Origin of the sequence: Streptomyces sp. NPDC058086 (genome assembly GCF_042885015.1) — a bacterium.
In the GTDB taxonomy this organism is placed as follows: Bacteria; Actinomycetota; Actinomycetes; order Streptomycetales; family Streptomycetaceae; genus Streptomyces.
On record NZ_JBHVST010000086.1, the window covers coordinates 26228 to 48952 of the forward strand.

The following is a 22725-nucleotide window of genomic DNA, read 5'->3' on the forward strand; positions in this document are numbered from 1 at the left end:
GTGCGACTCGCTCGGGAATCCTGTCCGGCCGGGAATTCCGCTCGCCCTGTGCCCGTCCGCCTGAGACGATCCCCCGCGTCGCCCCAGGCGGACGGCAGCCCGAAGCCTCCCCCGCGGTGAGTCGTGGCCCGGACGCTCCGAGTATAGTTGGCTGGCAGCCAGTCAACACAGGAGTTCCAGCATGTCCCCGCGCAGCCCGTCGGTCAATGAAGAGTTGCGGCGGCGTTCCCGTGAGCGTCTGCTGCAGGCCGCGGTGGAGCTGGTGAACGAGCGCGGCTACGAGGCGACGACGCTCGGGGACATCGCGGATCGCGCGGGATCGGCGCGCGGACTGGTGTCGTACTACTTCCCCGGCAAACGCCAGCTCCTGCAGTCCGCCGTGCACCGGATGATGCACCGCACTCTGGAGGAAGGGCTGGAGCGCGAGCCGCGTACCGAGGACGGCCGGGAGCGGCTGGCCCGGGCCATCGACGCGATTCTGGGCCTGGCGAGGGACCGGCCCGTGCTGATGCGTCAGCACATGGCGGGGATATTGCAGGGCGAGGGGTTCGTGCAGTGTCCGGAGCAGCAGCGCCTCGCGCAGCTGCTGCGGGAGACCGTCGCCGGGTACGGCTCCCAGAACGCCGACGCCGACTACCCGATGTTGCGGGCGGTACTCATGGGTGCCGTGTACGCGGCCCTGGTGCCGGGTGTGCCGATGCCGGTCCCGAGGCTGCGGACCGAGCTGTTCGAGCGCTACCACCTCGACTGGGAGATGGGTGTCCCGCCGGACACCGAAGTGCCCGGCGGGACGTGCGACAGCGATCTGTCACGGTTCTTCACGACCGGCGGGCGACCGGACGAACAGCCGCCTGACGATCAGTCGCCCGACGATCAGTCGAAGTAGTCCGGCTGCGTCTGGACGTTGAGCTCGCGCAGGTGGACCCGCTTGGCCGGGTCGGTGCGCCGGTCGCTGAGCTTGAGGACGTCGAAGCCCTTGGTGATGTCGTTCGAGTAGATGTAGCCGTTGTAGTAGTACGCCGACCAGGAGCCGCCGACCGTGAGCTTGTCGGTGGTCAGCGGTCCGCGCTCGAAGTAGGCGATCTCCTTCGGGTTCGCGGAGTCGGTGAAGTCCCAGACGGAGACGCCGCCCTGATACCAGGCCTGGACCATGAGGTCCTTGCCCTTGACGGGGATCAGCGAGCCGTTGTGGGCCACGCAGTTCTCGGTGTCGGCCTGATGGCGGGGGATCTTGAAGTAGTTCCTGAAGACGAGCTTGCGCTTGTCGCCCTTGCCGACGATGTCGTAGATGCCGTCGGCGCCGCGGTTCGGACCGATGGCCGCGTTGCAGGTGGCCGCCCCACCGCCGCCCAACTCGTCGGTGAACACGACCTTGTTCGCCTTCTGGTTGAAGGTCGCCGAGTGCCAGAAAGCGAAGTTGACGTTGTCCTCGACCTGGTCGATGACCTTCGGGTGCTCCGGGTCCTTGATGGAGAACAGGATGCCGTCGCCCATGCAAGCACCGGCGGCCAGGTCCTTGGAGGGCAGGACCGTGATGTCGTGGCAGCCGGTGGTCTTGGAGACGCCCGGGTTGGTGGGCGCGCCCGGGTTGCCGCCGCCGTCCGGTCCCTCGCCCGGGAACAGCACCGGGAAGTTCACCACGGCCGCCTTCTCAGGAGCGTTGCGAGGCACCTTGATGACCGAGATGCCGTCGTGCGGGGGCTGGCAGTCGGGGAACGTGGCGCTCGGCGAGTACGAGGCGACGTAGATGTAGACGTTCTTGCGCTCGGGCACCAGCGTGTGGGTGTGCGAGCCGCAGGCGGTCTCGACGGCGGCGACGTACTTCGGGTTCGCCTTGTCGGTGATGTCGAAGACCTTCATGCCCTCCCACGAGGACTTCTCGGTCGCGGGCTGCGTGGTGCTGTTGCAGGAGTTGTCGCTGCGCGAGGAGTCGGTGGACAGGAAGAGCAGGTTGCCGGAGACGGACACGTCGTTCTGCGAGCCCGGGCAGAGCACCTGCGACACCGTCCTGGGCGCCTTCGGGTTGCTGATGTCGAGGATGCGGAAGCCGTCGTAGTTGCCGGCGAAGGCGTACTTGCCCTGGAAGGCGAGGTCGGAATTGGTGCCGGGCAGCGCGTCCTTGGGGATGTTGGTGAGGTGCTCGATGTTGTCGGAGTGGACGATCTCGTCCTGCCCGGGTATCTCGCCGTTCGCGATCGCCGTCCTGGTCTCGGCGGCGTCGCCGCGGGACACCTTCTCCGGCGCGGCGGGGCCGTCCCCGGGGTCGGGGGTCGCGGCCGCCGGGCCGGCCGTGAGCAGCGCGGCCAGGAGTCCGGCCGCGGCCGCGGCAACTCCCAGGCGTCTGCGCCGCGTTCGGGGATCGATCAACAGGGTCACTGCGTCCTCCCTTGTAGCCGTTCGCAGTTGAACGGTTCACGGACCCCAGAAGTATCGTCCGCCCCATGCACTGATCAACAGATGGCAACGCACTCGTAATGAAAGTTTTTGATCAGTAACGTTCACCGGCGTGCTAGGACGGTCATGAAACACCCGTGAGGTGTCCGGCGATTCATGTGCCCCTGGAGGTCGATGTGTTGCTCCGTCGTACGTCCCCCGCGTCCCGTGCGCTCCTGGGCGCGGCGTCGCTGACGGTCGCCGTGCTCGCGCTCGGGGGCTGCGACTCCGGCTCGGCTTCCACGCCCAAGTCCGCCGGGACGAGCGGGCCTTCGGTGATCGCCCCCGGCAAGCCGGGCGAGGCGGCCGAGACGCTCTCCGCCGCGGACGCCGCGAAACAGCGCAGCGAGGACGACTCCCCCAACGCGGCGGACTTCGCCTACGCGCGGATGATGATCGAACATCACACCCAGGCCCTGGAGATGACCGGACTCGCCCCGAAGCAGGCCGCGTCGGGCCAGGTGAAGCGGCTCGCCGCGCGGATCGCGGCCGCGCAGGGGCCGGAGATCACCACGATGAAGGGCTGGCTCACGGCCCACGACGGCGACAAGCGGCCCACAGAACACCTGCACGAGGAGATGCCCGGCATGGCGACCGAGGCACAGCTGAAGCAGTTGCGCGCGACGCGGGGCAAGGCCTTCGACGCGCTCTTCCTCAAGCTGATGATCACACATCACGACGGGGCGATCTCCATGGCCACGGAGGTGAAGGCCCAGGGCAACAACATCCAGGTCGAGGAGATGGCCGACGACGTGATCGCCCAGCAATCGAGCGAGATCAGCAGGATGCGCGAGATGCGGTGACGCTCGACAGCACTCGGTGACACCGTCGACGACCGCCTGAGCGCTCACGGCACGTACTCATGCCATGACTTCCCGTACGGATGAACACGCACACGTGTGCCGCGCGCCGCCCCCTGTCAGCGGAGCGTCGGTGGTGCGATGCTGGAGCCATCAGCGATCTCCTCGGGCTTGTTCGGGTTTCGGATTGGGAGTTCCGCCGTGTTGTATGTCGCCGTCGTCGGCTCGGGGCCCAGCGGGGTCTACACCGCCCAGAGCCTCGTCCAGAGCGAGCTGTCCGAGGTCCGGGTGGATGTCCTGGACCGGCTGCCGTGCCCGTACGGCCTGGTGCGCTACGGCGTGGCACCGGACCACGAGAAGATCAAGTCCCTGCAGAACAATCTGCGGACGGTCCTGGAGGACGAGCGGGTGCGGTTCCTGGGCGGCGTCCAGGTCGGCCCGGGCGGGGTGCCCGTGGCCCGGCTGCGGGAGCTGTACCACGCGGTGGTCTACTGCGTGGGCGCCGCCACCGACCGCCATCTCGGGGTGCCGGGCGAGGAGCTGTCGGGCAGCTGGTCGGCGACCGAGTTCGTATCCTGGTACAGCGCGCACCCCGATTCCGTCACCGACCGCTTCGTGCTCGGCGCGCGCTCGGCGGTGGTCGTCGGAGTCGGCAACGTCGCCGTCGACGTGACCCGGATGCTGGCCCGCGGCGCGTCCGAGCTGAGCCCCACGGACGTGCCGCAGGCGGCGCTGAGCGCACTGGCCGCGAGCAAGGTGACCGAGATCAGCATGATCGGGCGGCGCGGTCCCTCGCAGGCCCGGTTCACCACCAAGGAGCTGCGCGAGCTCGGCTCGCTGCCGGACACCGAAGTCGTGGTGGACCCCGAGGAGTTGGCGCTCGATCCGCAGTACGCCGACCCTTCGGACCTGCCCGCCGCGCAGCGCCGCAATGTGGAGGTGCTGCGGGGGTGGGCCGCCGCGCCGCCGCAGGGCCGGGCCCGCCGGATCCGGCTGCGCTTCTTCCTGCGCCCGGTCGAGCTGCTTCCCGACGAGGGCGACGGCACGCAGGTGGGCGCGGTGCGCTTCGAACGTACGGCGCCCGACGGGCACGGCGGGGTGACGGGCACGGGACGGTACGAGGACATCGAGGCGCAGTTGGTGCTGCGCTCGGTCGGCTATCGGGGCGTGCCGCTCGAAGGGCTGCCCTTCGACACGGACCACGGCACGGTGCCGCACCGCGCCGGCCGGGTGCTGCGGGACGGCGCGATCGCGCCGGGCGAGTATGTGGCGGGCTGGATCAAGCGGGGCCCGACCGGTGTCATCGGCACCAACCGGCCGTGCGCCAAGGAGACGGTGACCTCGCTCGTCGAGGACGCCCCCGAACTCGTACGGCGGGATCTGGCCGAGGATCCGCTCGCGGCGCTGCGGGCGGCCGGGGCGGCACCGGTTCCGTGGGCCGGATGGGAGGCGATCGAGCGGGCGGAGGCGGAGCTCGGGGCCTCGCTCGGACGGGGTGTGGTCAAGCTGCCCGACTGGACGTCACTGCTGGCGGCGGCGCGGACGGCGACTTCGTACTAGAGCCTCTCCGGCGGGGTCGGGCGCGACTCGGTGGGCATGACACATAGCGGCAACGGGCCGGAAATCAACAAACTGTTCAAGCCCCTTACGGTCTCGTGCTGTTCGGACGTTCCTCGCGCCGTCCGGCCGTCCCCGTCCCCACCCGCCGCTCCTGGAGTGCCCATGGCGACCACCGCTCCCGCGCATCCCGTGCATCCCGTCGACGAGGTCCCACCCGTACGCCACCTGGCCGCCTTCGGACTCCAGCACGTGCTCGCGATGTACGCGGGCGCGGTGGCCGTACCGCTGATCGTGGGCGGGGCGATGAAGCTCTCGCCCGCCGATCTCGCGTATCTGATCACCGCGGACCTGCTGGTGTGCGGTATCGCGACCCTCATCCAGTGCGTGGGCTTCTGGCGGTTCGGTGTACGACTGCCGATCATGCAGGGCTGCACCTTCGCGGCGGTCTCACCGATGGTCCTGATCGGGACGACGGGCGGCGGACTGCCCGCGATCTACGGATCGGTGATCGTCGCGGGGCTCGCGATCGTGTTGCTGGCGCCGGTCTTCGGCAAGCTGCTGCGTTTCTTCCCGCCGTTGGTCACGGGCACCGTCATCCTGATCATCGGGGTCTCACTGCTGCCGGTGGCGGGCAACTGGGCGGCCGGCGGCGTGGGAGCGAAGGACTTCGGGGAACCGAAGAACCTTGCGCTCGCGGGCTTCGTCCTGGCCGTGGTGCTGGGTGTGCAGCGGTTCGCGCCGGCCTTCCTGAGCCGGATCGCGGTGCTGGTCGGCATCGCGGTGGGCCTCGCCGTGGCGGTGCCCTTCGGGTTCACGGACTTCGGCGGGGTCGGGGACGCCGACTGGGTCGGGATCAGCACGCCGTTCCACTTCGGCACGCCGACGTTCCACGCCTCCGCGATCGTGTCGATGCTGGTCGTGGCGCTGGTGACGATGACGGAGACGACCGGTGACCTCATCGCGGTCGGCGAGATGACCGACCGGAAGGTCGAGCCGCGCACGCTGGCCGACGGTCTGCGCGCCGACGGTCTCTCCACGGTGCTCGGCGGTGTGTTCAACACCTTCCCCTACACGGCGTTCGCGCAGAACGTGGGTCTGGTCGGCATGACCCGGGTGCGCAGCCGCTGGGTGGTGGCGACCGCGGGCGGCATCCTCGTCCTGCTCGGTCTGCTGCCCAAGCTGGGCGCGGTGGTCGCGGCGGTGCCGGCGCCGGTGCTCGGCGGCGCGGGTCTGGTGATGTTCGGGACGGTCGCCGCGAGCGGCCTGCGGACGCTGGCCGAGGTGGACTTCAAGGGCAACAACAACCTGACGGTGGTGGCCGTCTCGCTCGCCGTGGGCATGCTGCCGGTCGGCGTGCCGACGGTCTACGCGAAGTTCCCCGACTGGTTCCAGACGGTGATGAACAGCGGGATCAGCGCCGGGTGCCTGACGGCGATCGTCCTGAACCTGCTCTTCAACCACCTGCCGGGGAAGGCGGGTTCGGCCGGGGTCGCCGCCGAGCGCGAAGCCGCCTCGGCCTGAGCCCCGCCGGGCGCTCAGCCGGTCAGCCGTTCGCTCAGCGGGTCAGCCTTTCGCTCAGCGGGTCAGGCGTTCGCCCAGCCGCTCGCCCTGCCGCTCGATCGCGGCGAGGACGCTGTCGAGAAGTCCGGGGAACAGGGCGTTCAGGTCGGCTGTGCGCAAAGCGCTCATCTTGGCCGTTCCCCGATAGACCTGCCGGATCATCCCGCTCTCGCGGAGCACCCGGAAGTGGTGCGTGGTGGTGGATTTGGTGACCGGCAGGTCGAAATGCGAACAGGAGAGCTCGTCGCCGACGGCGGCGAGCTCTCGCACGATCCGCAGCCGCATGGGGTCGGAGAGCGCGTGCAGCACCGACTCCAGGCGAATCTCCTCACGCAGGGGGTGCGGCAGGTCACGGCTGCTGCCGGCGGGGTCGGCGGTCGTCACGGTGGCTCCACTTCGTCCAGGAACCTCATTCTCGTCCAGGAACCTCAGTGTACGAGGATTGTTCGACACCTCTCGTAGTTTGACACATCCCGTACTACGGCGCTTATCGTACGAGGTGCAGTTCGGCCCCTCGACGAACGGAGTCCGCCGTGAGCACGCTCTTCGAGCCCTTCACCCTGCGCGAGGTGACCGTACCGAACCGGGTGTGGATGCCCCCGATGTGCCAGTACTCGGCCGCGCCGGAGGGACCCTCGGCCGGCGCGCCGAACGACTGGCACTTCGCCCACTACGCCGCCCGCGCCACCGGCGGCACGGGGCTGATCGTCGTCGAGGCCACCGCCGTCTCCCCCGAGGGCCGGATCAGCCCCTACGACCTGGGCATCTGGAACGACACCCAGGTCGAGGCCTTCCGCAGGATCACCCGCTTCCTCAGGAGCCAGGGCACCGTGCCCGCGATCCAGCTCGCGCACAGCGGCCGCAAGGCCTCCACCGACCGTCCCTGGAAGGGCGGCGCGCCGGTCGGCGAGGACGCGTACGGCTGGCAGCCATACGCCCCGAGCGCGCTGGCCTTCGACGAGCGGCACCCGGTGCCGACCGAGCTGACCGTGGCCGGGATCCGGGAGATCGTGGGCCAGTTCACGGACGCGGCGCGGCGCGCCCTGGACGCCGGTTTCGAGATCGCCGAGATCCACGGCGCCCACGGCTACCTCGTCAACGAGTTCCTCTCCCCGCACTCCAACCGCCGCACCGACGAGTACGGCGGCTCGTATGAGAACCGTGTCCGCTTCGCCCTCGAGGTCGTGGACGCCGTGCGGGAGGTCTGGCCCGACGACAAGCCGCTGTTCTTCCGGATCTCCGCCACCGACTGGCTGGAAGAGGGCGGCTGGAGCGCCGACGACACCGTCCGCTTCGCGGGCGAGCTGCGCGCGCACGGCATCGACCTGCTCGACGTCTCCACCGGCGGCAACGTCTCGGGGGTACGCATCCCGGTCGGGCCGGGATACCAGGTCCCCTTCGCCGCCCGGGTCAAGGCGGAGACCTCGCTGCCCGTCGCCGCCGTCGGTCTCATCACCGACGCCGAGCAGGCCGCGAAGATCCTCGCCAACGACGAGGCCGACGCCGTGCTGCTGGGGCGCGAGCTGCTGCGCAACCCCTCGTTCGCGCGCCTGGCGGCCCGTGAACTGGGCGCGGAGGTCCACGTCCCCGACCAGTACCACCGCTCCGTGTAGCACCACCGCTCCGTGACACTCACCACCACCGCTGCGCGTGGACCGTCCCTGGAGCGCGCGCTAGCGTGCCGCGTTCCGGTGCAACCGTCTCAGGACCAGCGCCAATTGGAGGCGGAGCCGGCCATGCGGGTCGTGGACCGGCCAGTCGAGCCAGTGCTCGGCCTGGGCAAGTCGGTCCTGGAGTGTGGAGTGGTGCACGTTCAGCTCCGCCGCGGCGGCGCGCAGACTCGTGCTGAAGGCGATCGCGTTCAGCGTGCTCGCCGCCCAGGGGGCCGTCGCGACGGCGTGTTCCAGGGCGCGGACGTCGGGGGCGGGTTCGGTGGTCGGGCCGACCGTGTCCGCGAGCAGTGCGAGGCCGCCCAGCTCGTCCGCGTACACCGTGCGGGGGCCGGGGTCCTGGTCGGTGCCCTCCGCGGTGAACCGCAGGGCGGTGCGGGCGGCGGCCCACGACGCCGGAAGGTCCCGTACAGGCACCGCGGGGCCGATGCCCGCGCGACGGCCGCCGGTGGTGGGCGTGCTGTCGCCGGTGGCGGGCACCGCTTCGACGAGCGGCCCGCCCTCGGCGGTCGCCACCACACGGGCGGCGGCCACGTCCCGCAGGCCGAGCCGGACGGCCGCCTGACGCCGGGCATGCTCGGTGGCGGAGGAGTCCAGGAGCACCTCGACCGAGGCGGGGTCGGCCTCGCGGGCCTCCGCCGGAGCCCGCCCGCGCGTCCGGTCGAGCACCACCCGGGCGGCGGCCGCGGCACGCTCGAGGACCATCGCGTGGACCCCGTCGGAGACTCCCGTGCGCTCCAGCCAGACGGCAGGCGGTCCTTCCGGCGTCAATGGGGCCGAGGGCCATGCGGGGTCGATGGGGCCGCCGACGTCCCGGCGCATCCCGTCGGCCTCGACCCGGACGCGGACCCCACGCTCCTCGTCGACGAGCCGGGCCGGACAGCCGGACAGCACGGCCGCGCCGCGCACCAGGGCTTCCAGACCCGCCCGGCCCTCGATCAGCCGGTCGAAGTAGGAGATCACCTGGAGTGCGGCACCCGCGTCGGGGTCGAGTGCCGCGAGCCTGCCCGCCAGCTCCTTCACCGAACTCACTCACCTCGCACGGACCCACCGGAAAGCGTCGTCCCTCATGCTCCGTCTTCCGGCGCCCGGTGCCAAGCCGTCACCGGCAAGAACGCCCGGTGGACGGGGTCAGTTCTCCAGGAGCCGGCGCAGCCAGCGCAGACGTGCGGCCTTGGTGTCCTGGGACAGGGCGGCCTGCGGCGCCATCAGGTCGTATCCGTGGAAGCCACCGGGCCACACGTGGAGTTCGGCCCGGCCGCCCGCCTGCCACAGCCGGCTCGCGTAGGCGACGGCCTCGTCCCGGAAGGTCTCGGCCGAGCCGACGTCGATGAAGGCCGGGGGCAGCCCGGAGAGGTCGTCGGCGCGGGCCGGGGCGGCGTAGGGAGAGACGTCCGGGCCGCCGCGGGCGTCACCGAGCAGGGCCGTCCACCCCATGTGGTTCGCCGCGCGGTCCCACACGCCGAGACCGGCCATCTGATGGCTGGAGGGGGTCTCGTTGCGGTCGTCGAGCATCGGGCACAGCAGCACCTGTCCCAGGAGCGCCGGTGCGCCCCGGTCCCGGGCGAGCAGGGCGACCGCCGCGGTCAGACCGCCCCCGGCGCTCGCGCCCGCGACGATGATCCGCTCGGGGTCGAATCCCAGTTCCCCGGCATGCTCGGCCGTCCACTTCAGTCCGGCGTAGCAGTCCTCGACGAGGGCCGGATGCGGGTGTTCGGGCGCGAGGCGGTACTCCACCGACACCACGGCCGTGCCCAGCTCCTCGGCCCAGTCGAGCATCTCCCCGACGCCGGTGCGGTTGTCGCCGATCACCATGCCGCCGCCGTGCACGTTGTAGACGACGGGCACGGCCGCGGCGGCCCGGGTCGGCCGGCAGATGAGCAGGGAGATGTCCGGTGCGCCCTGCGGCCCGGGCACCGTGCGTTCCTCCACCTCGAAGGCGCCGTCCCGGGTCAGGTCCAGGTCCGCCCCTTCGGACAGTGCCATGCCCTCGCGCAGCGCCGGGATCATCTCGATGCTGAACGAGGACGGCAGCTGTTCGCGGATGATTTCGAGGGCGGCGGCGAGCTCCGGGTCGAACGGCGGGGGCGGCCCGACCCGGGAGCCCTGCGCATCGGCGGAAGCATTGGTGGTCATCGGCTCTCCCTGCGTCCGGGCCACGTCCCTGTGACCACTGGCTGTCATCGTGCCTCGCGCCCGCGGTCCCGCGGCAGCGCCGGACGGCGGAGAAGTCCCGCCGAACGGCGGGATGCACGTCGCCGCCCGATCCCCCTCGCCGCTCGATTCCCGTAGCCGTTCAGTTCCCGTCTCCGTTCAGTCCCCGACCTGTACCAGCCCGCTCTCGTAGGCGAAGATCACCGCGTGGATACGGTCCCGGAGGCCGAGCTTGGTCAGGATGCGGCCGAGGTGGGTCTTGACGGTCGTCTCCCCGACGAAGAGGCGGCCCGCGATCTCGCCGTTGGGCAGCCCCCGGGCGACCAGGGCGAGGACTTCCCGTTCCCGCTCGGTGAGGGCGGCGAGTCGGCCGCGCTGGGCGGGCGTGGACGCGGACGCGGGCGCGTGCAGGACGAAGCGTTCGACCAGGCGCCGGGTGAGCGAGGGCGCCACCATGACCTCGCCCCGCAGCACCGCCCGCACGGTCACCAGGATCTCCTCGGCCGGGGCGTCCTTGACGAGGAAGCCGTTCGCGCCGGCCCGCAGGGCCGCGTAGGCGTACTCGTCTAGGTCGAAGGTGGTGACGACGAGGATCCGGGGCCCGTGGGGCTGCGCGCAGAGGTGCTCGGTCGCGGCGAGTCCGTCCAGACCGGGCATGCGTACGTCCATCAGGACGAGGTCCGGCTCCAGGGCGGCCACGCCCGCGATCGCCGCGTCGCCGTCGGCGGCCTCGCCGACCACGGTGAGGTCCGGCTGGCTGTCGACGACCATGCGCAGCCCCATCCGTATCAGCTCCTGGTCGTCGCAGATCAGCACACGGGACGGGGACGGGGTTGGGGACGGACCGGTCATGGGGCCGCCCCGGTGGGCTCGGGCCCGGCGACGCGCAGGGTGGCGGCGACCCGGTAGCCGCCGTCGGGTGTGGGCCCGGCGTCGACACTCCCGCCGTACAGGGCGGTGCGTTCGCGCATGCCGGTGAGACCGCGACCGGACGAGGGCAGCGGGGCGGGGAGCTCGGCGGCGGTCACGGCTCCGGCTCCGGCTGAGTTCTCCACCCGGACGCGGACCAGCCGCCCGGGCCCTGGAGTGCCCGTGTCGACCCGTACGTGGATCGAGGCGTCCGGCGGCGCGTGCTTGACGATGTTGGTGAGCGCCTCCTGCACGATGCGGTACGTCTGCGCGGTGAGGTCCGCCGGGAGGCCGCCCCGCTCACCGCGCAGGTCCAGCCGGGCTCGCGTGCCGCTCGTGTTGAGGCGTCCGATCAGCCGGCGCAGATCGGCCGAGAGGGGCTCGGGAGCCGCGTCGGGGCCGGAGCCGGGGTCGGGGTCGGGGTCGGCCGAGGCGTCCGCGTCGGGCGTACGCAGCACCTCCAGCAGCCGGCGCAGTTCGCCCAGGGCCTCGCGGCCGGTCGCGCTGATGACCCCGAGGGTGCGGTCGACGACGGCGGGGTCGACATGCCGCATCAGCCTGCCGCCCTCGGCGTTCACCACCATCACGCTCACGCTGTGCGCGAGGACGTCGTGGATCTCGCGGGCGATGCGCGCCCGTTCCTCGGCGACGGCGACCCGGGCCAGGGCGAGGCGCTCCGACTCGACGAGTGCGGCCCGCCGCTCGAACTCGGCGAGGTAGGCACGCCGGGCACGGACGTACTCGCCGAACACCCAGGCCCCGGCCAGCAGCAGCCCCACGGCGAGCGGGGTGAGCCAGGCTCCGCGGGCGCCCGGACCCACGTACTCCCGCTGCCACGCGGGAATCCACAGCAGTACGCAGACGGCTGCGCAGACCACCGTCAGCGCGGCGGCGCGGCGCAGCCCGCGCACGGTGAGGGTGGCCACGACCGCGGCCAGGGCGACGGCGCCGCGCCCCGGTTCCTGTCCCCACACCTGTCCGAGGTACTGCGCCCAGAACGCCGCCGTCACCAGGGCCGCGACGAGCACCGGCCGCCGGCGGCGCCACAGCAGGGGCAGCACCAGGGCGACGTACACGCCCGCCTGTACCCAGACCGGCCGCCAGCCCGGCTCCGGGCGGATGACCGGGGGCACGGCCACCAGCACGACCAGCAGGACGTCCGTCAGCCACGGGTGGCCGCGCCGCCGCCTGGCCAGGGTCTCGATCAGCCGATGCACCGCCTCACGCTATGGCCGGGGCCCGCTCCGCCGCATCGTCCTGCGGGGCGTCACGGGGTCCTCCCGCGGTCGTACGCGCACCGGCCGGGGATACGACGTGCGGCCACCCGGCGCGCTTCCAGCATGGCCGCCATGTCGATCACCAGCGAGTTCCTCAGACGGCCCCTCATGACCGGTGCCGTGACGGCCAGTTCGCGTCGGCTGGCCCACGCGATGACCGAGGGCATCGGTCTGGAGCGGGCCCGGCTCGTTGCCGAACTGGGTCCGGGGACCGGGGTGTTCACCGACGCGATCCTCGCCCGGCTCGCGCCCGACGCGCGGCTCGTCGCGGTCGAGCTCAATCCGGTGCTCGCGGCACGGCTGTCGGCCGCACGGCGCGACGAACGGCTGACCGTGGTGCGGGGTTCGGCCGCCGAGCTGGCCACCGTGGTGAGCGGACCGGTCGACGCGGTGGTCTCCGGGCTGCCGTGGACGGTCATGTCGCGGGAGCGGCGCGGGCACATCCTGGACACCGTGAGCGAAGTCCTCGCGCCCGGCGGCCGGTTCACCACCTTCGCGTATCTGCACGCGGCCTGGACTCCGCCCGCCCGTCACTTCACCTCCGAACTGGCGTGCCGTTTCGACCGGTTGGAGCGCTCGCCGGTGGTGTGGCCGAACCTCCCGCCCGCCTTCGTGCACCGGGCCACCAGGAGGCCGTGACGCTCGGCGCAGGATGACGTATCCCGTGCCGAAGCGCCTGCGAAGATCCCGCGACGCGATGGAGACCCGACACCGAAGCGGTTGGCGAGCGGAAACCCTACATACTGTAGGGTTTGCCTCATCGTGAGCCTCTTACATCTCGGGGGACCCCCAAATGAAGGAACGTGACGACGGTCCGGCGGCGCCGAGTGACGGCACCTTCGAGCGGATCCTGGACCGGGCGCTCCACTCCCCCGAGATCATGGCAGCCGTGGAACGCGTCGGCGTGGCGGACACGCGCGAGCGCCTGCGCGCCGAAGCCCTTCAGGCGTGTCCCGCGCTCTCCCGGACCGCCGCGGTCGAGTACGACCGGTACCTCCGGCTGCGGGCGTCCCGACGGCATGACGGCCCCTCAAAGGCCTCCGTACGGGTGGGAGATGGCTCCGTGTCGGTCTCGGCGCTGCTCGTGCCGAGTCTTGGTGTCGTCGCCGCGGGTGTGTACGTCCTGAGCGGGTTCGACCTGCACGCTCTCGACGTACGCCCGCATCTGAACGACGGGCTGATCATGGTGGTGGTGATCCTGGCCGCGGTGACGGCGGGTGCGGCGCTGGGCGACCTTCTCTGGTCGCTGGCGACGCGCGACCGCCCCACCCCGGAGGACCGCGATCCCGAGGTGAGGCGGGCCCATGAGGAGTGGCAACTGGCCCTGCTGGAGCGGGGAGTGATGCCATTTCTGCTCGGCACGCTGGACGGGACCGCCTCGGGTCAGGCCCCGGCCCAACCCCCTCTTCACCCTGCGCTTCAGCCCTCGACGAGGGAGCGGCCCAGCCAGTCGGACCTGTCCTTCACCCCGGGCAGCGCGAAGAAGTAGCCACCCCCGGTGGGGCTGATGTAGTCGACGAGCGGCTCGTCGATCAGACGCGTCTGGGTCGCCTCGAACTGACGGACCACGTCCTGCTGGTAGGAGCAGAAGGCCAGGCCCATGTCGAGGTTGCCCGCCTTGTCGACGCCCCGGTCGTAGTTGTAGCCGCGGCGCAGGATCCGGGTGGTGTCGCTCTGCGCCGTACGGGGGTTGGCCAGCCGGATGTGTGCGTCCAGCGGGATCGCCTCGCCCTTGGGGTCCTTGGCGTAGCGCGGGAGGTCGGTCTCCTGGGCGCCGTCGAGCGGTGCGCCGGTGTCACGGCGGCGGCCGATCATCTTCTCCTGCTCGGTGAGCGAGACCCGGTCCCAGAACTCGACCAGCATGCGGATGATCCGGATGACCTGGTAGCTGCCGCCGACCGCCCAGGACGGTTCGCCGTCGGCCCCGGTGATCCAGACCAGCTTGTCCATCTCGCGGGACGAGGTCGCGTCGGGATTGGCGATGCCGTCCTTGAACCCGAGGAAGTTGCGCTGCGCGCCGGTCGGGCGGGACGGGTTCTGGAAGCCGTCGATGCGCCACTTGATCTGCAGCGCGCCGCGCGTGTGCCGGGTGATGTCGCGCAGGGCGTGCAGCACCGTGTCGGAGTTGGCCGCGCACAGCTGCAACGACAGGTCGCCGTGGCACTCGGCGGCGTCGAGGTTGTCGTTGGGGAAGGTGCGCATCGGCTTGAGATGGCGCGGCATGCGGTCGGCGAGGCCGTAGCGGTCGTCGAAGAGCGAGGCGCCGACGCCCACGGTGACGGTGAGGTCGTCCGCCGGCAGGTCCGGTCCCAGCAGACCGCTGTCGGAGGGCGGTGCGCCCACGCCGAGGTCGACCGGGGTGCCACCGGTGGTCAGGAAGCGGGCTCGTTCGGTGATCGTGCGCAGCAGGGCGGCCAGTTCGGTCCGGTCCTCGGCTATGACGTCGAAGGAGACGAAGACGGCGGCCGTGGGCGCGGGGGTGGTGATGCCGGCCTGGTGGGCGCCGTGGAAGGCCACCTTGCCGCTGCCCGAGTCCGCCGCCGCGGCGGGAGTGCCGCCCGCGGCCACCTGGGCCCCGACGAGCCCGGCGCCCGCCAGGGCGGCTCCGGCCGCGCCGACGCCGAGGGCGGTCTTGGTGAACGTACGGCGGCCGAAGGGGCAGCCGCCCGGCGCGGCCTGGTCGTCCTGGCTCGGGGTCGTCATCGGGGGAGGTCCTCTCCTGCGGGCACATGGTCCCGGTACTGCGGGGGCGGTGGTTCGGCGCGGGTGGGCCGACGGTCTCGGGTCGGCGCCGCTGGGCCGCTCACGCGGCCCTGGGGTTGCTCAAGCGGACTTTCGGACGCTCACGCGGCCTTGCGGATCTCCAGGAGGTCCGGGATCGGGGCGAGCTCTTCCAGCAACTGGCCGACCGCGCCGTCGAGGCGCTGCCGGTCGGTGTCGGACAGCTTGTCCAGCGGCGTCCAGGTGCCGTCCTCGGTCCGCTGGGCGAGCACCAGTTGATCGGTGCGCCGCATCCATGTGTCGACGGCCGGGATCACCTTCGCGTTGCGCTTGTCGATCAGCGGGCGGAGCAGGGTGAGCAGTTCGCGGGTGCCGTCGAGGTTGGCCTCGGTGGTGGCGAGCTCGGTGCCGCTGCCGTAGTCGGCGTTGCCGCTCAGTTCGCGGTGCAGGGTGTTCTCGAGGATCTCGTGGGTGCGCAGCGGAAGGTCGGCCGGGTCGAAGTCCTGCTTCGGGAAGTCCTTGCGCAGGGCGTCCACATCGGCGGCGAGTTGCTTGGCGTACGGCGCGAGGGTGGCGGCGGACTGGCCGTGCCACAGGCCGTACTCGATGCGGTGGAAGCCGGTGAAGGCCGGGTCCTCGACCCCGCCCGCGAGTCCGGCCGTACGGCCGTTGATCTTGGCGTCGAAGTCGGCGAACGTTCCGTAGGCGGCGCCGAGCGAGGCGTACTGCGTGTGCGCGGGCAGCCAGTCCTTGCGGGCCTGGTCGAGCTTGTCGGCGTCGAGGTCGCTCTGGAGGGTGCGCGTCTTGGTCTGCAGGTCGGCCAGACCCTGATCGACGTACGTACGGTAGGCGACCAGCGGTGCGACGAGGTCCTTCTCGGAGACCGGCAGTACGGCCTGGACCGAGCCGCCGCCCGCGCTGACGCGTACGGCCGCCGAGGTGACGGCCTTGCCGCCGCCTGGCACACAACGCCAGGCGTACGAGCCCGTCCCGACGGTGGCTATCAGGGCGCGGGTGGTGCCGGGGGCGATGCCCTCGACCTCGCCGTAGACGGCGTTGCTGACCGGGTCGATCAGATAGACCTCGGAGGTACGGGAGCCGGTGTTGCGCACCTGGAAGGTCTGCCGACCCGGCTTGGGCGCGGTGAAGCCCTTGCCGCAGTCGGCCGCGGACACCTCGACGACGGGCGTCCCGGACGCGGGCTTTCCGCTGCTGGCGGCGATGGTGATCCCCGCGATGAGCGCGGGCGCGGCGACGAGAGCGGCGGGGACCGTCCAGCGGGGGAAGCGACGGGGGGTGGACGGCGTGACCGCGGCGCCCTCGGCGGGAGCGGACAGCTGGTCGGGGCCGGAGGCCGCAGGCTCGGCGGACTTCTCGGCTGCGGCGACGGGCTCGTCTTCGGAGGCGGCCTCACCCGCGGAGGGGACCTCATCTGTGGAGACGGGCTCGCCTGCGGAGGCGGGCGCTGTGGACCGCTCGGCCTCGACGGCGGTCGACGCGACGGCACTCCCGGCGCCGGAGTCGGCGGGCGTCCCGGCTGCTTGCGCGACGGCAGGCGCGGACGCCGAGGTCGTCGACCCGGCGGGCTCGTCGGCCGTCGCGACAGCGACCCCCGCGGGCGCGGCGCCGTCCGGCGTCCCGGCCTGCGCGACGGCGGACGCCACCGGCGCCGGCTTCGCCTCGGTCGCCCCGCGGACGCCGCGCACGAACAGCGTCATCACGATCGCCAGGTACGCGCCGTAGACACCGACCTGAAGCCAGGTCATCTGCGGGGTGAGGTTGAGCGTGCCCTGGACGACGGTGACGTACCAGGAGGCCGGGTCGAGATGCGCCGACAGATCGAAGGCGTACGACGTGCCGCCCGGGATCACCGTGGCTTCCTGGAGGTCTCGCATGCCGTAGCCGAGAACGCCCGCGGCGATGACGATGAGCACGGCGCCGGTGATGCTGAAGAACCGCGTGAGGTTGATGTGCAGGACACGCCGGTACAGGCCCCAGCACAGCGCCGCGGCGATCAGCAGCCCGACCGCCGCTCCGGCCAGCGGACCCGAGGAACTACCCGCGGCCTGCGCGGTGGTCCACAGGAACAGCGCGGTCTCCAGGCCCTCGCGGCCGACGGCGAGGAACGACGTGGCGATCAGTACGCCCGCGCCCATGCCCAGCGCGGCGGCGACCTTCTGCTTGATCTCGCCGGAGAACGTACGGGCCGAGCGCCGCATCCAGAACACCATGGCGGTGACGAACACGACCGCGACCAGACTGAGCGTGCCGCCGAACGCCTCCTGCGACTTCCCGGGCAGGTTCGCCGCCGTGAACGTCAGCACCGCACCGAAGCTCATCGACAACCCGATGGCGGCGGCAACTCCCGTCCACACATGGGGCAGTCGGGCACGCTGGTCGGACCGTACGAGCGTGGCGACCAGAACCGAGACGATCAGTCCCGCTTCCAGCCCCTCACGCAGACCGATCAGAAAGCTGGGAAACGCGTCGTCCCACACCTCGGGCCTCTCTCCGATGCAGCAAATACCAGGCCGGACGGCCAAGGGCGGGGCTTAGTGTAGGCATGCCTAACTAACGGTCAAGAGAGCGTGCAAATCGCGACACAGCGGACGCGGACCGCGCCCCGGGCCCGGGGCGGCCGCGTCGGGGGCGGTTCGGCCGATCAGTCGGCGCGGGGGCCACGCGAGGCGGGCATCACACCCCTGAGCTGCGGTAACGCGAGAGCGGAAGGCGAGAACCCAGGCGTCCGCGTCGGTTCGCGGGGCGCACGGCGACGACCCGTCGGCGCGGCCGCGCCTCCGCCACGGACATTCTGTCCGTGCTTCGATTCTTACCAGTCCCTTACCCCGCGACACCGCCGGGACCAGGCAGTCTTTCCCCGCAACACCGCCGACCGCCGCTCGTTAAGACCCTCGGCGGCAATCCTCACCGCGACCACAACTCACCTTTCCCTTACAGCATGTAGGGTTTCCCCGCTCTGCCCTTCTCAGGGAACGCACAGAGTTCCCCGCATCCGCTCCTACAGCTCTCCCCCACCGCCCTCTCCCCAAGGTGATGCTCCACGGTGTCTGCACAACAGCCAGTACTCGTCCCGGAACAGAGGAACTCGAAGTCGCGCCGGACGGACCCGAGCGGACGGTCGGCCATCGGCGCCCGGCTGCGACCACGGGCGGCCGCGGCCACGGTCTGGTACCTGCGGCTGCTCGCGCTGCTCAACGTGGTGGCGGTCACGTCGCTGCCGTTCCGGGAAGAGGTGCACGAGCACAACGGAGGTGAGTTCTTCACCCCGTACCTGGCCACCGCCGGGCTGGTCTCGGCCGCGCTGGCACTGTTCCTGGCCCTGGTGATGCGGCGCCGCAAACGGGCCGCGTGGATCTTCAACATGCTGCTGGCGGGACCGCTCTTCGGGCTGTACGTCCTGGCCCTCACGCAGGAGCAGTACCGACGGCACGGCTTCAACTGGTTCTCGACCCTGTTCACCGGGCTCTTCGTCGTCGCGCTGCTCGTGGGGCGAAGGGAGTTCCAGGCCGTCGGGGACCGCTCCAACCCCCGGCTGGCGCTGGCCGTCGGCGCCGGTGGCTTCCTGGTCAGTGGCACCCTCGGAACACTGCTCGTGAGCGCCACCAACAAGGTGTCCGGGGCGCCGCTGAGCGACCGGATCGCATACACGCTGCTGCGCGGGGTCAGCGTCGGCCCGCTCGCCGACCGCCTCGACTCGGTGGTCGCGCCCCGCTGGGTGGACGTGATCGTCAACATCCTGATCGCGGCGTCCTTCCTGCTCGTGCTCTACGCCTGCTTCCGTGCGCCGCGCGGGCGGGAACTCCTCGGCGAGGACGACGAGCGACGTCTGCGCGACCTTCTCGCCAAACACGGTGAACGGGACTCGCTGGGCTACTTCGCGCTGCGCCGCGACAAGGCCGTCATGTGGTCCCCGAGCGGCAAGGCGGCGATCACCTACCGGGTGGTCGGCGGAGTGACCCTGGCCTCCGGCGACCCGATCGGCGACCCCGAGGCCTGGCCCGGTGCGATCGAGGCATGGCTGCACGAGGCGCGACGGCACGCCTGGACGCCCGCTGTGACGGGCGCCGGCGAGGAGGCCGGCACCATCTACGCCCGGCACGGCCTCGACGCCCTCGAACTCGGCGACGAAGCCATCGTGGATCTCGCCGACTTCACCCTCGAAGGGCGCGCGATGCGCGGAGTGCGCCAGGCGCACAACCGCATCCGCCGGGCCGGGTACACCGTCGACATCCGCCGCCACGGCGACATCCCCGAGGCCGACATGGCCACCCTCATCGACAAGGCGGACCACTGGCGGGACGGCGAGACCGAGCGTGGGTTCTCCATGGCGCTCGGCCGGCTCGGCGACCCGGGCGACGGCCGGTGCGTGATGCTGGAATGCCGCGACAGCCAGGACGAACCACGGGCCGTACTGAGCTTCGTACCGTGGGGCGACAAGGGGCTGTCGCTCGACCTGATGCGCCGGGACCGCGACTCCGAGAACGGCCTCATGGAGTTCATGGTCATCGAACTCCTGCTGCGCGCCGAGGAGATCGGGGTGCAGCGGGTCTCACTGAACTTCGCCATGTTCCGTTCCGTCTTCGAGCGCGGCTCCCGGCTGGGGGCCGGACCCGTGCTGCGTCTGTGGTGCGCGGTGCTGACGTTCCTCTCCCGCTGGTGGCAACTCGAGTCCCTCTACCGGGCCAACGCCAAGTACCGGCCCGTCTGGGAACCCCGTTACCTCCTGTTCGAGAAGAGCAGCGACCTCCCCCGCATCGGGATCGCCGCCGCCCGCGCGGAGGGCTTCCTCACCCCGCCCGCCCTGCCCGCGCTCGGCCGCCGCCCACTCCTGCGCAGGCCGGGAGGACGCTCACAACCCCCGCACGGGAGCGGGCAGGTCCCCGGACAGCAGAGGGGTTCTTCGACCAGCACCTCGTCAACCAGGTAACCCTTCGGGCCAGTTCGAGGTACGGGCGCCGGGACACGCGCACCCGGCGCCCGCCATGTCACAGTCACCCGACGTTCACGTCGTCCGGAAACGATGCGGCCGATCACCGAGCCCGCCCCCGGACGAATCGACGCCCTCATGAAACGCATCGCGGCCGCCCCCGCCCTGGCTCTCACCCTCTCCGCGCTCTCCGTCCTCCTCGTGTCCCCGCTCCCGGCGCAGGCGGCGGGCGGGGCGTCGGGCAGTTACGGGACGAAGGCGCCGTACGCGCCGCAGCAGGACGCCCGTACGTACCAGCGGGCACCGAAGGGGTTCGTCCCGGTGTTCACCGAGAAAGTGTCCCGGCACGGTTCACGCGCGGCGACCAGCGGCGAGGACGGCGCACTGATCGTCCAGCTGTGGGACAAGGCCGAGAGCGAAGGTGAACTCACCCGCGCCGGTGCGGAGTTCGGCCCGCAGGTGCGCTCACTGCTGGCGGCGATGGAGAAGGTCGGATACGGCAACCTCAGCGGCCGGGGCAAACGGGAGATCCAGGGCACGGCGGCCCGCATGGCGCAGCGGCTGCCCGGACTGTTCACGCGGATCGCCACGGACTCCGAGCCGATCGACGTGGTCAGCTCGGGCCAGGGCCGCGCCGTCGACAGCGGCGCCCTCTTCGCCTCGGCCCTCGCCGACGCCGACCCGGCCCTCGGTCCCCTCATCGGCCCGGCGCGCACCGACCCCGACCTGCTCTACTTCCACAAGTCCGCGGGCGGCGCCGCCTACCGCGACTACATCGCCCACGACCAGCGGCTGGCCACCACCCTCAAGAGCATCACCGAGCAGCCTGCCACCCACCGCGCGGCCCGCGACATCCTGAAGAGGATCTTCACCCCGGCCTTCGTCCGGCGGATCTCGGCCGGGGAGTTCGCCTCCATCGGCAGCGAGGTGGACGCGGCCCGGGCGGTCTACAACCTGTACAGCATCGCCCCGGCCATGGCCGACGAGGGCAGCTGGCACCTGGAGCGCTACCTCGCTCCGCGCGACGCCGCCTGGTTCGCCTGTCTCAGCGACGCCGAGGACTTCTACGAGAAGGGACCGGGCTTCGCGGACAGCGACATCACGTACAAGATGGCGGACGTCCTGCTCGACGACTTCTTCAAGAAGGCCGAGGCCAAGCGCGACAAGACCAGCGACCTCGGCGCGGAGTTGCGTTTCACCCACGCCGAGGAGATCATCCCGCTCGCCGCTCTCATGCGGCTGCCGGGCAGCACGAAGCCGGTGACGACGACTCAGCCGTACACCTATGCGGACAACCCCTGGCGGGGCGGCTCGGTGGCTCCGATGGCCGCGAACATCCAGTGGGACGTGTTCCGCAAGGGCGACACCTACCTGGTGCGGATGCTCTACAACGAGAAGGAGACCGCGTTCAAGGCGGGCTGCGCGCCCGTGGCGAAGGGCAGCGCGTTCTACGACCTGGCCGAGCTGGAGCGCTGCTTCGGGCGCACGAAGTCGTGAAAGATGCCTCCGTCCAGGTGGCTTGGGAACTTCTTTACCGATGCCGTCAGTTCTGATCACACCGGTTCCGGGCTCGCTCCGAGCCGGTTGGGAACAATGAGTGCGATCAGTGAAGGAGCCACACCGACATGGTGTTCAAACGGCTGCTCGGGGCGATGGGTGCAGGCGGCCCCTCGGTGGACACGGTTCTCGACGGCGGCGCGGTGGCGCCCGGCGGGATCCTGTCCGGGCAGGTCCATCTCCAGGGTGGCAGCGCGGACGTGGAGATCGAGCACATCGGGCTCGATCTGATCGCCCGGGTGGAGGCCGAGCACGAGGACGGGGAGAGCGAGGGCGCCGTCGTCTTCGAGCGGTTCACGGTCGGCGGCGGTTTCCGCCTCGCCGAGGAGGAGCGGTACAGCGTTCCGTTCCGGGTGTCCCTGCCGTGGGAGACACCGGTCAGCGAGCTGTACGGGCAGCCGCTGGGCATCGTCCTCGGCGTGCGCACCGAGCTCGCGGTGGCCGGTGCGAGGGACAAGGGTGACCTGGACCCGCTCGCGGTGCGTCCGCTGCCGGTCCAGGAAGCGGTCCTGGAGGCGCTGGGGCAGCTGGGCTTCGGCTTCAAGTCCGCCGATCTCGAATACGGCCACATCGGGGGCACGGGGCAGCGGTTGCCCTTCTACCAGGAGATCGAGCTGACGCCCGCACCGCAGTACGCGCATGTGGTGAACGAGATCGAGCTGACCTTCCTCGCCACCCCGGCCGGCATGGAGATCGTCCTGGAGGCCGACAAGCGCGGCGGGCTCTTCGAGTCCGGGCAGGACGCCCTCACCCGCTTCACGGTGGGCCATCACGATGTCGGGGCCCACGACTGGAACGGCGAAGTCGACGGCTGGATCAGGCAGTTGGTCGAACACCGGGGGTCGTACGGCTCCCACGCCACGTACGGCCACGCCGATCCGTATGCCGCCGCAAGCGCGTACGGGCACCACTCGGCCCATGGGTCCGGCCATGAGTCGGGCCATGAGGGCCACCGCTCCGGGCCCGGCGTCGGTACCGCGGTCGCGGCCGGCGCGGCGGGACTCGCCGTGGGGGTGGTCGGCGGGCTGGTCGCGGCCGAAGTCGTCGACGAGGTGGGCGACTTCTTCGAGGGCGACGACGACGAAGGCGGCGAAGAGGACTGAGTCCTCAGGCGCGTCCGTGTCCGGGGGCGGTGG

The 22725-nt window shown here is 71.3% G+C and carries 18 protein-coding genes; 10 read left to right on the plus strand and 8 right to left on the minus strand.

From position 1 onward, the window contains the following. Positions 1–181 precede the first annotated feature (181 nt). On the plus strand, positions 182–886 hold the full coding sequence (locus ACFVWD_RS42650; RefSeq protein ID WP_389603307.1) for a TetR/AcrR family transcriptional regulator: 705 nt from the start codon (positions 182–184) through the stop codon (positions 884–886). Here ACFVWD_RS42650 and ACFVWD_RS42655 read toward each other — a convergent pair. After that, positions 874–2376: an LVIVD repeat-containing protein gene (locus tag ACFVWD_RS42655; protein ID WP_389603308.1), complete on the minus strand. Its 1503-nt coding sequence runs from the start codon at positions 2374–2376 to the stop codon at positions 874–876. The two genes, ACFVWD_RS42650 and ACFVWD_RS42655, sit on opposite strands and share 13 nt — an antisense overlap. 176 nt (positions 2377–2552) lie before the next feature. Here ACFVWD_RS42655 and ACFVWD_RS42660 point away from each other — a divergent pair, with 176 nt between their 5' ends. The 3 genes from ACFVWD_RS42660 (at position 2553) to ACFVWD_RS42670 (ending at position 6314) form a co-directional block, all read left to right on the plus strand. Next, a complete protein-coding gene (locus ACFVWD_RS42660) occupies positions 2553–3236 on the plus strand; it encodes a DUF305 domain-containing protein (RefSeq protein ID WP_389603309.1) in 684 nt (227 codons plus the stop codon). 198 nt (positions 3237–3434) lie between these two features. Further along, complete coding sequence (locus ACFVWD_RS42665) at positions 3435–4793, plus strand: FAD-dependent oxidoreductase (protein WP_389603310.1); 1359 nt, start codon at positions 3435–3437, stop codon at positions 4791–4793. Between the two features lie 162 nt (positions 4794–4955). Continuing rightward, a complete protein-coding gene (locus ACFVWD_RS42670) occupies positions 4956–6314 on the plus strand; it encodes a nucleobase:cation symporter-2 family protein (RefSeq protein WP_360271010.1) in 1359 nt (452 codons plus the stop codon). Between the two features lie 54 nt (positions 6315–6368). Here ACFVWD_RS42670 and ACFVWD_RS42675 read toward each other — a convergent pair whose 3' ends face one another. Further along, a complete protein-coding gene (locus tag ACFVWD_RS42675; RefSeq protein WP_384919542.1) occupies positions 6369–6737 on the minus strand; it encodes an ArsR/SmtB family transcription factor in 369 nt (122 codons plus the stop codon). Positions 6738–6886: 149 nt separating this feature from the next. Here ACFVWD_RS42675 and ACFVWD_RS42680 point away from each other — a divergent pair, with 149 nt between their 5' ends. Then, positions 6887–7966, plus strand: coding sequence for an NADH:flavin oxidoreductase/NADH oxidase (locus ACFVWD_RS42680; protein WP_389603311.1), 1080 nt, complete (start codon positions 6887–6889; stop codon positions 7964–7966). Between the two features lie 60 nt (positions 7967–8026). Here ACFVWD_RS42680 and ACFVWD_RS42685 read toward each other — a convergent pair whose 3' ends face one another. The 4 genes from ACFVWD_RS42685 to ACFVWD_RS42700 form a co-directional block, all read right to left on the minus strand. Continuing rightward, the gene (locus ACFVWD_RS42685) at positions 8027–9046 is read right to left on the minus strand and encodes a helix-turn-helix domain-containing protein (RefSeq protein ID WP_389603312.1); all 1020 of its coding nucleotides are present in this window, start codon (positions 9044–9046) and stop codon (positions 8027–8029) included. Between the two features lie 108 nt (positions 9047–9154). After that, positions 9155–10159 carry an alpha/beta hydrolase gene (locus tag ACFVWD_RS42690; RefSeq protein ID WP_389603313.1) on the minus strand — a complete coding sequence of 335 codons (1005 nt, stop codon included), beginning with the start codon at positions 10157–10159 and terminating at the stop codon, positions 9155–9157. 177 nt (positions 10160–10336) lie between these two features. Continuing rightward, the gene (locus ACFVWD_RS42695) at positions 10337–11029 is read right to left on the minus strand and encodes a response regulator (RefSeq protein ID WP_389603314.1); all 693 of its coding nucleotides are present in this window, start codon (positions 11027–11029) and stop codon (positions 10337–10339) included. After that, entirely contained in the window at positions 11026–12303 is a 1278-nt protein-coding gene (locus ACFVWD_RS42700; protein WP_389603315.1) for a sensor histidine kinase, read from the minus strand. The genes ACFVWD_RS42695 and ACFVWD_RS42700 overlap by 4 nt, the downstream gene beginning before the upstream one ends. A gap of 132 nt (positions 12304–12435) precedes the next feature. Between ACFVWD_RS42700 and ACFVWD_RS42705 the strand changes: the two genes are divergently transcribed. Both ACFVWD_RS42705 and ACFVWD_RS42710 read left to right on the plus strand, forming a co-directional pair. Next, positions 12436–13002, plus strand: coding sequence for a class I SAM-dependent methyltransferase (locus tag ACFVWD_RS42705; RefSeq protein ID WP_389603316.1), 567 nt, complete (start codon positions 12436–12438; stop codon positions 13000–13002). Positions 13003–13156: 154 nt separating this feature from the next. After that, positions 13157–13852, plus strand: coding sequence for a hypothetical protein (locus ACFVWD_RS42710; RefSeq protein ID WP_389603317.1), 696 nt, complete (start codon positions 13157–13159; stop codon positions 13850–13852). On the opposite strand, the gene efeB is transcribed toward ACFVWD_RS42710, so the two are convergent. Both efeB and efeU read right to left on the minus strand, forming a co-directional pair. Beyond that, the gene (gene efeB / locus ACFVWD_RS42715; RefSeq protein ID WP_389603318.1) at positions 13783–15066 is read right to left on the minus strand and encodes an iron uptake transporter deferrochelatase/peroxidase subunit; all 1284 of its coding nucleotides are present in this window, start codon (positions 15064–15066) and stop codon (positions 13783–13785) included. The genes ACFVWD_RS42710 and efeB overlap by 70 nt on opposite strands. Positions 15067–15206: 140 nt before the next feature. Further along, the gene (gene efeU / locus ACFVWD_RS42720; RefSeq protein ID WP_389603319.1) at positions 15207–17582 is read right to left on the minus strand and encodes an iron uptake transporter permease EfeU; all 2376 of its coding nucleotides are present in this window, start codon (positions 17580–17582) and stop codon (positions 15207–15209) included. Positions 17583–18148: 566 nt separating this feature from the next. On the opposite strand from efeU, the gene ACFVWD_RS42725 reads away from it, so the two are divergent. The 3 genes from ACFVWD_RS42725 (at position 18149) to ACFVWD_RS42735 (ending at position 22692) form a co-directional block, all read left to right on the plus strand. Beyond that, entirely contained in the window at positions 18149–20032 is a 1884-nt protein-coding gene (locus tag ACFVWD_RS42725; RefSeq protein WP_389603320.1) for a phosphatidylglycerol lysyltransferase domain-containing protein, read from the plus strand. A 138-nt stretch (positions 20033–20170) separates the two neighbouring features. Then, positions 20171–21529, plus strand: a complete 1359-nt coding sequence (locus ACFVWD_RS42730; protein ID WP_389603321.1) for a histidine-type phosphatase — start codon at positions 20171–20173, stop codon at positions 21527–21529. Between the two features lie 128 nt (positions 21530–21657). Continuing rightward, the gene (locus ACFVWD_RS42735) at positions 21658–22692 is read left to right on the plus strand and encodes a sporulation protein (protein ID WP_389603322.1); all 1035 of its coding nucleotides are present in this window, start codon (positions 21658–21660) and stop codon (positions 22690–22692) included. Positions 22693–22725: the final 33 nt, after the last annotated feature.